14 protein-coding genes and 3 pseudogenes are annotated in these 15,664 nt (G+C 34.1%); 7 read left to right on the forward strand and 10 right to left on the reverse strand.

Annotated elements, in window-relative coordinates; translation table 11 throughout:
* The first annotated feature begins 83 nt into the window (after nucleotides 1–83).
* Nucleotides 84–1,505: a hypothetical protein gene (locus tag ABLO99_RS07770; protein WP_349967531.1), complete on the forward strand. Its 1,422-nt coding sequence runs from the start codon at nucleotides 84–86 to the stop codon at nucleotides 1,503–1,505.
* A gap of 309 nt (nucleotides 1,506–1,814) precedes the next feature.
* Here the strand turns inward: ABLO99_RS07770 and rlmB are convergent, their stop codons facing one another.
* Complete coding sequence (gene rlmB / locus ABLO99_RS07775) at nucleotides 1,815–2,582, reverse strand: 23S rRNA (guanosine(2251)-2'-O)-methyltransferase RlmB (protein WP_047759787.1); 768 nt, start codon at nucleotides 2,580–2,582, stop codon at nucleotides 1,815–1,817.
* A gap of 92 nt (nucleotides 2,583–2,674) precedes the next feature.
* Between rlmB and ABLO99_RS07780 the strand changes: the two genes are divergently transcribed.
* The gene (locus tag ABLO99_RS07780; RefSeq protein ID WP_047759788.1) at nucleotides 2,675–3,166 is read left to right on the forward strand and encodes a Smr/MutS family protein; all 492 of its coding nucleotides are present in this window, start codon (nucleotides 2,675–2,677) and stop codon (nucleotides 3,164–3,166) included.
* 2 nt (nucleotides 3,167–3,168) lie between these two features.
* Here the strand turns inward: ABLO99_RS07780 and uvrC are convergent, their stop codons facing one another.
* The 8 genes and pseudogenes from uvrC to dut form a co-directional block, all read right to left on the reverse strand.
* Nucleotides 3,169–4,995 (reverse strand): excinuclease ABC subunit UvrC, encoded by a 1,827-nt coding sequence (gene uvrC, locus ABLO99_RS07785; RefSeq protein ID WP_349967534.1) that lies wholly within the window; start codon nucleotides 4,993–4,995, stop codon nucleotides 3,169–3,171.
* Nucleotides 4,979–7,087, reverse strand: coding sequence for a glycine--tRNA ligase subunit beta (glyS, locus tag ABLO99_RS07790; RefSeq protein WP_349967537.1), 2,109 nt, complete (start codon nucleotides 7,085–7,087; stop codon nucleotides 4,979–4,981). Before glyS ends, uvrC begins: the two co-directional genes overlap by 17 nt.
* A 3-nt stretch (nucleotides 7,088–7,090) precedes the next feature.
* Nucleotides 7,091–7,930, reverse strand: a complete 840-nt coding sequence (locus ABLO99_RS07795; protein ID WP_349967538.1) for a glycine--tRNA ligase subunit alpha — start codon at nucleotides 7,928–7,930, stop codon at nucleotides 7,091–7,093.
* Nucleotides 7,931–7,985: 55 nt separating this feature from the next.
* Nucleotides 7,986–8,732, reverse strand: coding sequence for a phosphatidylglycerophosphatase (locus tag ABLO99_RS07800; protein ID WP_349967539.1), 747 nt, complete (start codon nucleotides 8,730–8,732; stop codon nucleotides 7,986–7,988).
* Between the two features lie 141 nt (nucleotides 8,733–8,873).
* A pseudogene (locus ABLO99_RS07805) lies at nucleotides 8,874–9,576 on the reverse strand (IS4 family transposase); the annotation flags it as partial.
* A gap of 115 nt (nucleotides 9,577–9,691) precedes the next feature.
* Nucleotides 9,692–10,078, reverse strand: a pseudogene (locus ABLO99_RS07810) (IS4 family transposase); the annotation flags it as partial.
* Nucleotides 10,079–10,303: 225 nt separating this feature from the next.
* Complete coding sequence (locus ABLO99_RS07815; protein WP_349967540.1) at nucleotides 10,304–10,960, reverse strand: hypothetical protein; 657 nt, start codon at nucleotides 10,958–10,960, stop codon at nucleotides 10,304–10,306.
* Nucleotides 10,961–11,039: 79 nt separating this feature from the next.
* Nucleotides 11,040–11,501: a dUTP diphosphatase gene (dut, locus tag ABLO99_RS07820; protein WP_349967542.1), complete on the reverse strand. Its 462-nt coding sequence runs from the start codon at nucleotides 11,499–11,501 to the stop codon at nucleotides 11,040–11,042.
* Between the two features lie 677 nt (nucleotides 11,502–12,178).
* On the opposite strand from dut, the gene ABLO99_RS07825 reads away from it, so the two are divergent.
* From ABLO99_RS07825 to ABLO99_RS07845, 5 genes are all read left to right on the forward strand, one after another.
* Nucleotides 12,179–12,472 (forward strand): hypothetical protein, encoded by a 294-nt coding sequence (locus ABLO99_RS07825; protein ID WP_349967544.1) that lies wholly within the window; start codon nucleotides 12,179–12,181, stop codon nucleotides 12,470–12,472.
* Between the two features lie 104 nt (nucleotides 12,473–12,576).
* A complete protein-coding gene (locus tag ABLO99_RS07830) occupies nucleotides 12,577–13,107 on the forward strand; it encodes a head-tail connector protein (RefSeq protein ID WP_349967545.1) in 531 nt (176 codons plus the stop codon).
* A 309-nt stretch (nucleotides 13,108–13,416) separates the two neighbouring features.
* Nucleotides 13,417–13,818 carry a DUF3168 domain-containing protein gene (locus tag ABLO99_RS07835; RefSeq protein ID WP_349968521.1) on the forward strand — a complete coding sequence of 134 codons (402 nt, stop codon included), beginning with the start codon at nucleotides 13,417–13,419 and terminating at the stop codon, nucleotides 13,816–13,818.
* Nucleotides 13,793–14,182, forward strand: a complete 390-nt coding sequence (locus ABLO99_RS07840) for a phage tail tube protein (RefSeq protein ID WP_047759797.1) — start codon at nucleotides 13,793–13,795, stop codon at nucleotides 14,180–14,182. Before ABLO99_RS07835 ends, ABLO99_RS07840 begins: the two co-directional genes overlap by 26 nt.
* 64 nt (nucleotides 14,183–14,246) lie before the next feature.
* Complete coding sequence (locus ABLO99_RS07845) at nucleotides 14,247–14,981, forward strand: hypothetical protein (RefSeq protein ID WP_349967547.1); 735 nt, start codon at nucleotides 14,247–14,249, stop codon at nucleotides 14,979–14,981.
* A 200-nt stretch (nucleotides 14,982–15,181) separates the two neighbouring features.
* Here ABLO99_RS07845 and ABLO99_RS08755 read toward each other — a convergent pair.
* A pseudogene (locus tag ABLO99_RS08755) lies at nucleotides 15,182–15,479 on the reverse strand (IS630 family transposase); the annotation flags it as partial.
* Nucleotides 15,480–15,664: the final 185 nt, after the last annotated feature.

The following is a 15,664-nucleotide window of genomic DNA, read 5'->3' on the forward strand; positions in this document are numbered from 1 at the left end:
TAAATCTCATGCAAAATCTAGTATTTACGGAATTTATATTGTTTTCATGCACATTATGATTTTTATAATTAACGGAGAGTTATATGGTGGCTAGTTTAAAATTTTATACAGGTTCAGGAAGAAGCACAGAAGCAACAGCAGCAGACTTAAGTGATGCTAAAGTCGTAGTTTATGAAGATGGCAATGGTAATAAATATACCCTAGATGCTTCAAGTATTGCTAATCTTAATAAAATCGATGATATCAAGCTAAGCACCCTAAAAGATGTAGTATTTAAATATCAGCTAAAAGGTGATAATAGTGAAACTACTTCAACAGGTCTTGGAAGTATTATAGGCTCATTATTCGCTACACAAAGCGTTCAAAACGGTAAAACAATTCTTGCAGGAGAAGTAGCAAAAAAGCCTGTTGTGGATGTTTTAGTTCCTGCTCTTGCAACAGTTGGTACTGATGATACTAAGAAGGTTTACACTAAAACTGAAGCAGGGAGTACGTTTCTTAAAACTGCAGATCTTGCAACAAAAGTTGCAGAAAAACCTGTTGTAGATGCTATAACTGCTTCTGCTGATTTTACCGGTAACGTATACACTAAACCTGCTGCCGATGCTGCATTCGTTAAGGCTACAGATCTTGCAACAAAAGCTGCAGAAAAAGACGTTGTGGATTCTATAACTGCTTCTCCTGATTTTACAAATAAGGTATATGTTAAAGCTACTCCAGCTGATGAGGTCTATACCAAAACAGCTGCTGATACTACATTTCTTAAAACTTCAGATCTTGCAACAAAAGTTGCAGAACAAGCTGTTGTGGATGTTTTAGTTCCTGCTCTTGCAACAGTTGGTTCTGATGATAATAAGAAAGTTTATACTAAATCAGATGCTGATACTGCATTTGCTAAAGTCGATGCTTCCAATCTTACAGATGCAGCAAATCAAAAAGCTTTTGCAGAAGCTATCCTTCCTGCTAAAGATGGTACAAAATCAATTTTAGTAGAAAAATTAGGAGGATTCCTTGATGCTCCTGAAACTCCATACGGTGCTCAGGGCAATCAAGCAGCAAAAGCATTCTTAGGTGAAAAAGGATTAAAACCGGTGCCTTCAGAAGTAGCTAGTGAACTAATTGCTAAAAATAAACAAGATTTGGCAGACGAAGTCGCAAATAATCCTGATTTACAAGAAGCTGTAGCAGCTATTCCAGCTTTACAAACGGCTGTAGCAGAAAACGTTGACTTACAAGAAGCTGTAGCAATGAATGCTGACTTACGAACAGCTGTAGCAGCTGATGCTGGCTTACAAGCGGTTTTAGCAAATCCAAATTCTATAGCAGCTATTCCAGCTTTACAAACAGCTGTAGCAGCTGATGCTGGCTTACGAACAGCTGTAGCAAATAATACTGATTTACAAACAGCTGTAGCACAGAATGAGGACTTACAAACAGCTGTAATGTCACAGCCATCCTTCGAGATTCCAATAGATCCAAGTGCACCACTTTCTTGGGATTGGTAATGTAAGTGCCAGTAGATGATATCTCGCTATGTCATTCACTGTTGTCATTCCAGCATGTGATACACAGCTGTACGAACATTATTCTGTAGAAAGATGTCATGCCAGTGCCCAGACACTGGCATCCATTTTTCCATCATCATCAGAAACGTTATATTTTAACATTACTTTTATACTCGCAAATTTAACTGGATCCCAGTGTCACGCACTGGCATGACATCTTCCAACTGTGCATGTGAAGCTAGAATGACAACCTTTTTTCTAGATTCCAACGGTCTTGATAAAAGGCAAGAAGTCTATTTTTTATTGCAACTAATTTGCAGTTATTTTTGTTTTAATGTAGATGGAATATAGTCCTATTGCTGCTGCATTTGAAACATTTAGACTATCAATTACGTTTGACATTGGGATTTTTAAAAGATAATCACAACTTTCTTTAACTAATCTCCGCATTCCTTTCTCTTCAGAGCCAAAAATAATTACTCTTTTTTTCCAAAAGTTCTTTATTTCATCTATATTTTCCTTAGCATTGCAATCAAACCCATAACACCAGTAGCCTATCTTTTTGAGAGACTCCATAGTTTTTACTATGTTTGTAACGTATATTAGAGGGACAATATCTAGTGCTCCACTTGCTGCTTTTGCAATAGATGCATTTTCGCTCGGTGAATGGTGATGTGGTAAAACTAATGCATCAATGTTGAAACAAGCTGAGGTTCTTAAAATCGACCCTATATTGTATGTATCAGTAATTTGATCTAAAATGACTATAGTAGAGTTTTCACCTGATCTTTCAGCTATTTCTTCGATATTTAAGCTGTGAAAAATAGGAGCAACTTTTAAAGCAATTCCTTGATGATTTACACCCTTGGGTAAAATATCATTGAATATTTTGTTCTCTACTAGCTGAGCTTTAATGCCCTTACTATCTGCACATTGTCTAATTTCTTTCTCACATTCTCTGTAGAAGTTTCCTGTTACTAACAATTCTATACACTGTCTATTTTTATTTCTTAATGCTGACATGCAAGTGTGCTTTCCGTATAGCCAACAGTTTTCATTAGCTTTTGATGATTTCATCGTATTATTGAAAATCTGGTTTTTATAGAATAAGCAATATTTTACTGTGTTTATATATTGTTGTAAAATTATGCAATTCAATTAATGCGTTTATGTCAGATGATGAGTTAGATTGGCAAAAAAATGTTAAGCCAATAGAATGTGGAAAAGTTACTTTGAAAGTTGATCATAAAGTAAATATAAAATCTATGATTGATAAAGGTACCTCCGGCTTACAAGGAAATTTTCTTAATACCGATAATGGTAATTCATCATTTTGTCTTGACTACAATACAAAATTAAAGATCGATAGGGGCAAATATTTTATAAGCGATAAACTCGACTTACATGGCTATAGTATAGATAATGCTTATTGTAAATTGATAGATTTTATTGTTAAAAATTATCAAGCAGGGAATAGGTGCTTATTGATAATTACGGGGCATGGTAATAGCATAGATAAAATAGACACTATAAAGAATAGCTTAAATAAGTGGTTGAATGATACAAAAGCTCGGCATATGATCTTATACTACCAGCAAGCCACAAAAAAACATGGTGGCAAAGGGGCTTTTTATGTCTTATTAAGAAGAAATAAAAGTTGATTTCAGAGTATCTCTTTAGGAGCACCTCTCTTATAATTTACGTGTTTAAGAATGATTTCTGCTAAACCTTTACTAATTCCAGGTACGTTTTGAATTTCAGCTAGAGAAGCTTTGCTTATGTTTTCTACCGAACCAAAATGAGACATGAGTGCCTTCTTTCTTTTATTGCCAACGCCGGATATTTTGCTTAATTGTGAAGCAAAAAACTGTTTATCACGTTTTTTTCTATGCGAAGTTATTGCAAAGCGGTGGGCTTCATTACGCAGTAATTGTAAATAAAGCATGACCTTGCTGTCACTTGCTAGAGTAAATTCTTCTCTGTCCGGCACATAAAATCTTTCATTTCCTGCATTACGATCATGACCCTTCGCCATACAAGCAAAAGGAACTTTTATATTCAATATTTCCAACACATTATGCACTATGGAAACATGTCCTGGACCGCCATCAATCAGTAAAAAATCAGGGATTATATCTTTTATATTGCCAGAGAAACGTCTAATCAGCACTTCTCTCATCATTTTATAGTCATCACCTGAAATTTCTTCTTTTATAGTAAATTTTTTGTATTCACTTTTTAAAAAACCTTCCTGCCCTGCAACAATCATCACACCAACTTGTTGATTTCCAGATATATGGCTATTATCATAAACCTCGATACGCTTTGGAATATTTGGTAACGAGAAAATCTTCCTAAGCTCTTCGAGCTTTTCTAGGTTATTTCTATAATCAGTAAGCTTCTGCTCTAGGCTATGCTTAGAATTATTGTAAATAAAATTCAACAAATCACGCTCTTTACTATTTTTCGCATACAAAACTTTTATTGATTTTTGAGTAAGAGCATAAAGTGCTTGTTCTATAATTTCCTTATCCTTAATAAAATCGGGAACGTAAATTTGTGCTGGTGGTGTGCTAACTTGATTATACAAATTGACCAAAAAGGTGGATAAAATTTCATCATTTGGATGATCACTACAATTCTCAATGAAGTAAGGAATGCTTCCATAGTTACTTTTATCTCTGAAAGATAGTACACCAATGCATGCTAAGTCTGCCTCACGTACAACGCTAAAGAAATCTGCATCTTCTTCAAAAGAAAAATCCATTGGCTGCATTTGAATTTGCTGAAGAAATTTCAATCGATCTCTATAGACAGCAGCAAGCTCGTAATTCATCTCCCTACTGCACTTTTCCATTGTAGAAAATAGCTGTCTTTGCACTTCTTTATTCCTTCCTAGCAGAGTATCTTGTGCTTGTTTTACTGATTTGCAGTAATCATCTTTTGTAATTTTATCTACGCATGGTGCTGAACAGCGCTTAACTTGATACTCAAGACATGGTCTTTTTGTTGAAGAGAAATATTGATCTGAACATACTCTTAAGAGAAAAGCTTTTTGCAATGATAATATAGTGTTCTTAACAGCAGCAGCAGATGGAAAAGGGCCGTAGTAATGAAACTCATTCTTCTTAAACTTACCTCTATATTTTGCTATTCTTGGATAACCATGCTTAGAAATTGTTATATAAGGATAAGATTTTCCATCCCTAAGCAAAATATTATAAGATGGTTTTAACGATTTTATTAACTGTGCTTCAAGAAGCAATGCTTCGATTTCATTCTCAGTGATGAATATTTCAACCTTAATAACCTGTGAGATCATTACTCTGATTCGTTCAGAAAGGTTTTCGAATTGAAGGTAGTCGGATAACCTCGACTTCAAGTTTTTTGCTTTACCAATGTATAAAACCTTATTCTTATCTCCAACCATCTTATAAACGCCACAGGATTGTGGAGATGATTTGATTTGTTCCTTATATTGCCTGAGCATTTATCAATTGTTTAACCTGTATAAGGTTAAACTCTGCTACTAAATGAAAGCTAGAAACAACATTTGCAAGCAAAGATAACCTGTTTATTCTAAGCTCATTAGAATCACAGTTAATCTTTACACTGTCCATAAATTGATTGATAAATGGAGCAAAACGAGCAAGTTCATCAAGCGCTGTATTAAAGTCGTTATTTTCTATCGCTTGTTTTATGTTTTTACAAGCAGCTATAGCACAATTTGATAGCGCAATCTCCTCATTTTCAATCAAAAACTTCTTACTGTAAGATGCATTATAAGTAGTGCCATCACTTTTTCTCACTTTGCTCATCATGTTACTGGCTCTTTTATAAGTGCTTAGAACCTGTTCACCTTCTGGCGTACTAAGATAACGATCCAGTATAACAGTTTGCTTTTCTGCTGTCAGCAGATCATTAATATCGATTTTATATATTATTGAATCTACAATATCTTGCCTTATATTTCTATTTTTTAAAATAACCTTGAACCTCTCTAAGCAAAATTTAAATACTAGCTCTGAAATTTGTTTTTCATTTGGCTTATCAACTGGTGTTGTATTTTTATTAAAGAGAAGTCTTGAACATAAAGATACTGACTTATCTATCAGTAGCCTAATTGGAATATGCAAATTATTTTCAAGTATTGTTCTAATTATACCAATTGTCATTCTCCGCAAACCAAACTGATCATACGAACCAGAGATTTTCTCACCTGCTGCAATTAAACCAACCAAACTATCCATTTTGTCTACAATAGCTACAGCAATCGCAGTAGGAGATTTAGGGCATTCTTGTTCCGATCCGATTGGCTTATAGTGCTCAGTTATAGCTTCTACTACTTCTTTATCTTCTTGAAAGTAAGAAGCGTAATATCCACTCATTATTCCTTGCAATCCCGGAAATTCTTTTACTATCAACGTTGCAAGATCTGCCTTTGCTAAATATGCAGCACGTTCAACTTTAATTAGTGAAGCATGTGGAATAAATATCGCTACATACTTTGACAGAGTAATAATACGCTTCACTTTTTCTTCTACGCTACCGAGCGAAGCATGAAATGAAATAGAGCTCAATTTTTTGACATAGTAATCTAGGTTTTCCTTTTTGTCTTGAGACATCAAAAATTGGGCATCAGCAAGACGTGCTTCTAATATTCTTTCATGACCTTTGACAACTTCATTATTGTTAACATTTACAACAGTAACAAAATGTGAAATTTTCTGTCCATTACTTAAAGCAAGATACTTTTGCTGCATGTTAATTATACTAAGTATTACTTCCTTCGGTAACTCTGATGATTTTATTTTACCAAATAATACTATTGGCCACTCTATAAGCCCTGCCAATTCATTAAGTAAATAATCATTTTTTTCAAGTTGTAAGTTCTCCTCTTTTGTAAACTTATTAATCTGATCTAGTATAAATTGCTTTCTTTTGTCCAACTGGAGAATGACATTATTTTTTTCTAACAATTCAAAATAGTCTTTGGGTGTTCTAACAGTAAGTACTGCATCACCTGAAAGAAACCTATGACCATACGTCACGTTGCATGCTGTAACCCCTGCAAAAGATATGGGTATTATTTCGTCATTTAAAATACATAGAATATTTTTAATTGGTCTAACCCATCTCTCTTTTCTTTCACTCCATCTCATACTCTTTGGCCAAGAAAAGTTTTTTAGCATTTCCTCCAGTTGATTTTTGAGAAACCCGCTGATGTTAAATAAGCAGCTTTCTCTCTTAATGAAGTAAAAATCTTCATCGTTTACTTTGCGAATGAGTAAATCTTCTTCACCTTTCCGATTTTTTCTCAAAAAACCTTCGATAGCACTTTTCGGTGCATTAACTCTTGGTCCTTTAATCTCATTGTTAGAATCTTTTAGCTCCAAAGCACTTATTCCATCAATAAAAAGAGCAATGCGACGTGCAGTCACATAAACTTCTATAGATGCAAATTTCACATTATTTTTACTAAAAGCATTAATGATATAGCTCTTAACCTGAGCTGCAGATGAATTCTGCATTCTTGATGGAATTTCTTCTGAAAGACATTCAAACAATAATTGTGACAACATATTCTACTTCGCTCTATATAATTCACAGCATTTTTTTGTTAACTCTCTCACTCTACCAATATAGGCTGTACGTTCATTTACACCAAGCACACCTCTTGCATCAAGTAGATTAAGTAGATGGCTAGTTTTAATACATTGGTCATAAGCTGCTACTGGCAATTCTTTTTCGATAAGGAATTTACACAGTTTTTCTGTGTCCTCAAACTGCCGTTGTACTACTTTAGTATCATAATAATCAAGTGCCAGGTAAGAAAACTCATACTCTCTTTGTTTGAAAATATCTCCGTAAGTTACACCACTATCATTCCACATTATGTCGTAAACATTATCTACACCCTGTATGCACATTGCTAAACGCTCTAACCCATATGCTACTTCACCAGGAATTATTCTGCAGTCAATACTTCCCACTTGCTGTATATAAGTAAGTTGTGTTACTTCCATTCCGTTGCATGTAACTTCCCAGCCAAGACCGGATGCACCAACACTTGGGTTTTCCCAATCATCTTCAATAAACTTAATATCATATTCTTTTGTCGATACACCAAGAGCTTTTAAGCTATTTAAGTAAACATCTTGCAAATTGCTGCCAGATGGTTTTATTATAACTTGGTATTGATGATGCTGATATAAGCGATTAGGGTTGTCGCCATAGCGTCCGTCTGCAGGTCTTATTACTGGTTGCAGATATGCAATTTTTGTTGATTTTTCGTCAATCGCTGACATGATTGTTGCGGGATGTAGTGTTCCAGCTCCAACTTCAGACGTATATGGATGAAGTATAGTACACCCTTCATTTGCCCAAAAATCTTGTAATCCCTTTATTATATCCTGTAGATTCACGCAAACTGTATATCTTTTAAACTGAATACATAAGCAAATAAGTACTATTCTATACTTATTTTTTAATAGTGCCATGAAAATAGTCACTCAAGGCTATTGAACTTTCTTTTACATACTCAAATATGCTTTTGTTTAAAACAATCGCATCATGCATAGTCAGATCGCAGAATATAAATGCAGTCAAGTACAATAAAATCACTGCATAAAACACATGAAAAATCCCTTCAAATGTGATTGATATTGCATTGTTATAACTAAGCTGTATCGTACTTATCGGCCATGGTTTTATTACTTCTACAATATTAAAAAATAAATAAGGTATTATAAAGAAAAAGAACAAATGCATAAGATCATTAAACCAAAATGGACATTTAAGTATTGCCTTGCATATACTTAAATAGAATTTACTTACAATATAATAAATTGACATTATTGCCGGCATCGAAAGCGCAACAGTCATCACCTGTCCTGATGCTATTTGTATTACTATATTCTCATCACTGCTGGCTGAAGGATCTTGAGTATGAAAAATAGATATGCCAACTAATTGCAGCACTAACATAACTATTGCTAGCTTGGTAAGAATAGCAGCTACAACTATGCCTGAATTCGGCATTTTATATAGTATAAAATCACCTCCGTATGTAAGCATTAATATAATGTCGGTAATAAATAATATTAAAAAAGAAGACCAATAATGCTGCCAACCCGGTAAATATCCTACTCCTAAAAAAGAGCTTACTATTTTGGCAGGAAAAACCTTGCCTAGCACCTTACCCAAAAATTGAAAAAAAATCCCCATGTCCTAACTAACACTTGACTTATATTTTTCACAATACTGAATTGTAATGGACTTATCAATACACTTCTTGCATAGAAAAAAGGCAAATAGTTAAAAATGACCGTATCTGAACAGACAATGGCGTTAACTTAAGAGAATACATTAGCAAATTCTCCTAAAGATATGATGTCGTTTAGGCTTATCTGCTTTAGTGCGGCTATACAATCTTCCCGGTCGGATCTTAACTTTAGCGCGTATACTTAAAAAGGTCTTGAAAGTTTTTTGGTGCAACAAGCACTTGATAAAGTTTCTGCCTCATCACACCAAATAAAACTGAAAAATTTAAACGATACTCAGCAATTTGATCTGGGTTCCAAGGCCCTTGTGCATCACACATATGAATATTGCACATTTGCCCAAAATTCTTGTCTCTAAATTTATCCCAGAAAAATTCTCTATCCTACTTTGAGTCGTTTATAGCACTCCTCTATGCGCCACCTTAATAGATAAGCTCTACTGATATCTTCCAAAGTCTCGATCAAAAACTCTGTTTCTCCATTGGCTAATGTCAGCACTATAACTCTTACTTTTTGTCCTTTCATTTTATTTTTTAGATTTTCATTTTCTAATATAAAATCAAAATCTAATTCGCCCATAGCTTACTATAATTTCTTTTTTGCAAGCGAAAAATAAAGTTTACTTTCAAATCATAATGCTGCTGAATGAATTTTACTGAACACGATAATAGATAAATAATTTGATTTAACAAACGCATTTTAGTAATAACTTCGGGTAATTGCTCTTTTGCCAGTGTTTGCTCACCTACATTCTAAGCGGCAAGACGAGCACTGCAAATCAGTGAAGTATAGCCCTTCTTATAATAGTCCGAGCGTGGGTAAAAACGTCTTTATAGCTATTGTAAGCCAGGAGGCCAGCAGTGTGTTATTATGATCTGTTCGGATTATTGTGAAAAGAGCTATACATAAATCAACAAACAAATTGCCAATGGTGCCTGTTGTTCCATTTGGTTTAAACTCGGATATGATTTCTTCGGAGTTGGGTAATCTCATCCATCTACTGCAATAAGTCTATAACCTCTCCAAATTCAGGTTCATCCTGATAGGCTGTTCGGATGCTTAAATTCTTGAAATATATCTTGCTTTAGAGAAAGCTTGCTTTGAAGGTACATGTCAACGGCTCCATAAGTTCACATTCTATTCCCAAACTTTTTTTAACTAACTATAGAAAATACTGTCGAAAAAGGAAGTTTTCTTGTTCGTGTAAAACTCAATACAATGGATTTTCTGAAAAGTTTTCGAGTATATTGCATTTTTTATTTGTAAGATAAGGTTTTTTCCTTTTTGCATGTCTCACCTAAAAAAGACACATTTTAAACTTTTTTATTGAAATAAAATAGAAACAAAAGCCCTGTCTCTTGTAGTATTTTACTCCTTAATATCTCCCCTTAAGTTGACGCCATTGACTGAACAGATACCTTCTCACAAGTATGTAAACGTCTATTTTTTAAGGCAGTTTCTACAATAAGTTTAAATAACTAACACTAAAGGGCAGACTTATTTAGTCCACCCCTTTTATACTTGGTTGTTTAATAATTTTTCTGGCTCTTCGTGTTTAACTTCTAGTGATTTAAAAATTGATCTTGGCAAAAGTCTAATGATTAGTTCTTTAGCATCATTTTCTTCAGCGCCTAAACCTAACGTTTTTAACTTTTCTTTATCTTTATGTATTAATTCATACTCACCTTTATCATTTTTTCTTCCTACTGAATTTATCCTTAATAATACATCATTGTTATCCATTTCCTTACCTGCAGCAGTAATGTAGTAACTGTGATTTTCGAAGTTAAAATCTATACGATACTCATCGGAGATAACACTGCCATCTTGATTCTTATTTTTTGTGTGTGTTTTGATATACTCGAAATCTTCATCTTTTACTTTCGCAAATAGATCTCCTTTATTACTTCTAATAACAATGCTCGGAGCTTTAGGCTCAGATATTTCATTGTTTTTGATGATGGGATATATTGCTAAACCAACCAGTGTAACAGCAGCAACAAATGCGAAAATACTCATTCCAAGTAGTATAGCTGTAAAAACTGTAATTGGCTCTAGAATCGAAAGCAAATACGGTGTTGAAAATACTACTGCTACGCCTATAACATATACAGAAGTAAATGCTGCAAGTGCAATGTTTGTTTTGTGACGGTGGTTTTTAAAAATTGACATAATTACCTCTTAAAATAAATTAATAATATATTAATATAGTATATGAAAAAATTATTATTGTCAACTTATAAACAATAAATTATCTACCACTTGAGCCAAAGCCTCCTTCATTGCGGTCAGTTTCTTCTGCATAGAATTCTTCTGTGTTGTTCCAAATTACCTGAGGTACAGGAGTGATAAGGATTTGTGCGATTCTATCTCCTCTTTTTATCTCATATGACTGATTACTTAGATTAATTAGGCAAACTTTAATCTCACCTCGATAATCAGAGTCTATAGTGCCCGGAGAATTTAAAACAGTGATTCCATGTTTTGCAGCAAGTCCAGAACGTGGGCGGACTTGTCCCTCAAAACCGTTTGGTATTGCAATCACAATTCCAGTTGGAATAAGTAATCTTTCAAGTGGATTTAAAATAATAGTATTGTCCAATGCAGCATAAAGATCCATGCCAGCACTCTGCGTGGTTATATAACAGGGAAGAGGCAGGCTTTCGCCATGTGATAACTTTTTTATTTCTACTTTAATTTTATCTCTTTGCATTTTTATTCACCAGTTATGAAAATTTAATTGTAGCATGTAAATTATACCTGCAAAAGATAAGAAAACTACTTGACAAATGTTGCCAACTTTCCTTATTATGACATTGAGGGTATTTATGACTCAAAACTTGTTTTTGACCTGCAGGCTCAATAACAAAAATTCAGTAAAAAACTTAGGGTACTTATTGGCGGATTACATAAAATTATAGCGGCTTTTTTTATTTTTTCTACATTCAGCCAAAACGCGCTTGTTAGCACATTATCAGTTTAAATTATTAAACTCACTATTAGGGGATTCTTTTGCCTTTTTTTTTGCTTGGTAAATTTCTTAACATTTGTGGCTAAAACAGACCGAAATGGTGGCGTGTGAAGCTGGTTCACTTTATGACGATGTCATCCCAGTGCCTAGAATACTTGGATCCAGTTGAGCTATTTCAACAAAAATACTGCATTTGAGATGAACGTTTATTCTTACCAGACTTATTTACAAGTATAACAATTAAAGTCTGGATCCCAGACTGGGATGACACCAAAGGGGCTACTTGAATTCACGCTATAAAGTGAACCGATTTGGGCTTCACTATGCTGCAATTGTTTTAAGTATCGTAGTACAAATTTTTTACTTCGGTAATTTTTTTATTGTCATTATAATCATAAGAATAGTTGAGGTTGATTAATATGAAAACTTTTACGAAAAACTTTAAAGCTAAGGAAAAAAAGCTAGAAGAGTTCAATGAGGAAGTTGAAGATATAGCAGCTGTAGCTCAAGATAAGTTTGCGCATGAACTTGAAAATATTGCATATGAAAGTGTGCAGAAATTTCGCAGTCTGCTTGCTAAAGAGATAAACTCCACTTTCAATAACATTCATTCTCAGAATATCAATCTACTAAAATCCGGCTTAGTAAACTTGATCAATAAAAAGGGAGAAACAGCTTTTGTACGTTCTCTTCTCAATATATTCATACGATAGAGTTGCTGCTGCAATTTAGTATTGAGTTATAACTAAAATAAGTCAGATTTTTTTCACAGATAAGTCTTACTTATTTTAGCTATATATAGAAAAGGAGGGTTGTTATGTCAACAAGACAAAAGTATCCAATCATAAATGTACAGCGTAAATCTAAGCCTAAATCTTTTCCAGTTACTTTAGAAGAGGTTAAATCTTTTTTACGCATTGAAAATGATCAAGATGATAAGTTGATTTCAAGTTTTATTTTTATGGCAACTGATTATGCTCAGTGGCATATGGAAAAGTCACTGGTAAAGCAAACGTGGCAAGTTTCATATGAAGGTTATATACCTCGTAGAATCTATTTAAGCTATGGTCCTGTGAACAAAATAATATTGGCTACTGATAAAAATCGAAAACTTAGTTATTATTTTAGTGATGTAGGGAGCTATATTGAATTTTTCAATTATTTGAGCATAATAAGGGCTGATGTTGTATACGAAGCTGGTTATGACAGCGTTCCTGAACAAATAAAGCTGGGTATTATGCAGCATGTTTCTGCTCTTTATAAAAATCGTGAATCAGAAGTAAGTAGCAATTTGTCTGAAGTAAAGAAGGTATATTCTCCGTTTCGCGAACCAAAGGTTGTTTTGTAACTCCTGTTTGTCATTCAATAGCATATACAACAGATGGTGTCATCCCAGTGCCCAGACACTGGGATCCATTTTTCCATCATCAGAAATGTTGTATTTTAACATTACTTTTATACTCGCAAATTTTCCTAGATCCCAGTGTCAAGCACTGGGATGACAAGAAAGGGCTACTGGAATGACATCATTATAAAGTGAACCAGTGTCTGGGCATGGGATGACATCTTCTTGACAGATAATGTTCGTACAGTAAGCACTGGGATGACACCATCTGTCGTACCTACAAATTGCAATCTTCGTAACCGTATCTGTGAGATGGAAAAAATTCAAATTATAAATGAGTTGTATAATAGTATTTATGCAGCATTAAAAGCAAACTCTGATTTAAAGAAATACATTACTAACATTTATGATTACCTACCTAAGCAGGTTACTATTCCTTATCTGAGATTGCGAATAGTAAATTATATTAATCTGCATATGCTATCTAACTTTGCTACAAAAGTAAGATTTTCATGCGACATATATACTTATCATATAAACAGCATGCTTGCTGCTATAAAGCATGTTAGCTTGGTGGTAAAGAGCATTAGTAGTGAGACCATTTTGGAAAGTAATTGTGCTATGAATCAGTATGATGAAGCTTTACATTCAACAATTAATTTTGATATTTTAATACAAGGAGGTAGCAATGAGCAAATTACAGCTGAAAATTAAAGGTCATGACAGTAATTTCGTCGTGCTGAATAATATACGAAATCTAAGGTTTACTTTGCGTAATAACAAAGAAGAGATGAAAGATATTTCCTCTTTTGGCTGGAGAAAAGTGCTTGATTGTGCTGGAAGTAGACAGATTACAATAAAAATTAATGGCATTTTAAACTCTGCAATGGCTGATGAATTATTGCGTAATTCTGCAATATTAAACTCTAATAATGATTATGAAATTAGCTTTAGTGCTAAGGAGAAGATAAGGCTTAGGTGTTCAGTTGAACTGTATGAGAGATATTACGACCCTGCCACTTTTGATAGCTTCACTGTAGTTTTAGCTAGTGCTGAAGTTGTAAACACTTTTCATTAATGTTAATTTAATTTTTTCATATACAATAGTGATTGGTGAAGATTTTAACTGAATTAAAAAAATTATGAATGATGAAGATCTTTTCGAGGAAGACGATGCTAATATTGAAGAGAATAGCGATGACAGAAGAGAAAGGAATTTGAAGAATGAAAATCAGCTCGAAGAGCAGTGCAAAGAATATTTAAAACCTTTTGAGGATATTTTAAGTCAAATTGATGAAGGAATCGATAATTTAGATAGTTACGAAAGGACTATGCAAGTAAAGCGAAGTATAGATAGGCTCATAGAAACCTTATATAGTCAGGCAGCATCTGAGGATATTGATGTAGAACTTGAAACCACAAAGCACACTCGCGATAAATCAGAATCCAAGAAAAGAGTTCTGGAAAAGAGAAAGAAACAACTGATGGAAGAGGTTTTAAGCGTTCAACAACAAAAGGAGTTAATGAATAATAGGCAAAAACATGAAGCAGCAAGTGATGGAGATGTTCAGAAGGCAAAAGCACGAATGAAGTCTTCAATTAGGGGAGTGCTATTTTCAGTTATTGCTCATAGAATGGATCCAAGAAGAAGAGTAGGGGAAACTGCTGACGATAACGAAAAGCAAGCTCGTATATATGGCAGGGAAGCAGTTGGTGGAGTTTTAGGTGGATTGTTGAAGGCATTTTTAACCGTAATTGCTACTGTTGTGCGCGAAATTGCTAAACCACTTCAACATATGAACACACAAGAGACGTCTTTTGCAAAGCAAGTTGAAGAAAGCAGAAACCCAGATTCACAAAAAGGTCGATCTATGTAGGTTATCGATAAAAGCATGATTTCAAAAAAAGCATACGCGTCAAGTTAAGAGATTGTGAGCGAATTCAGGGAAGTTAAGGTAGATACTCTAGTTTTTCTGTACTTATCTTTTAATGAAAATCGTGACCAAGTTATGTTTAAGAGCTGATTCCAGATTTTAGGGCTGTCCTTTCTAGCAATATCCATAGCCAGACTCTACACAGGTTCTTTTGTCGCTATAACCCTTGCAAATTGAGCTCGCTTTTCCTCATTTCTTTCTTTGTATCCGTAGGTCTTGTGAATCCTATATTTTTAAGTGCTCGATTGTCTACTAATATTGCCCCAGCATCTCTGACTGAGTTTTGCCACCTTACAAATGCATTCCAGTCGGTAATTTTTCCACTCTTCCAGGCTTTTTTGACTGAAAATCTCCCGTTTTCTCACGTCTTTTCTTCCACTCATATAAAGTTGTTTTTCCGATCTTAAATCTCTTGGCAACTCCTTCATCCAACGCTTCCATTACCTTTTTCCTTAAGTCATAACTATATGCTACTTACCTTCACTACTATAAATCCATATCTTACTCTTTTTCGACTATTATGAGTAGGGCTATACAATTTAGAGCTGGCAAAATGAGTTTCGAAAGAAGTTCAATGTTGTTTTGTCGTTTAATCTGCACAGATTGAAGATAATAAAATACATAGC

Source organism: Wolbachia endosymbiont of Armadillidium arcangelii, assembly GCF_040207875.1.
Lineage (GTDB): Bacteria > Pseudomonadota > Alphaproteobacteria > Rickettsiales > Anaplasmataceae > Wolbachia.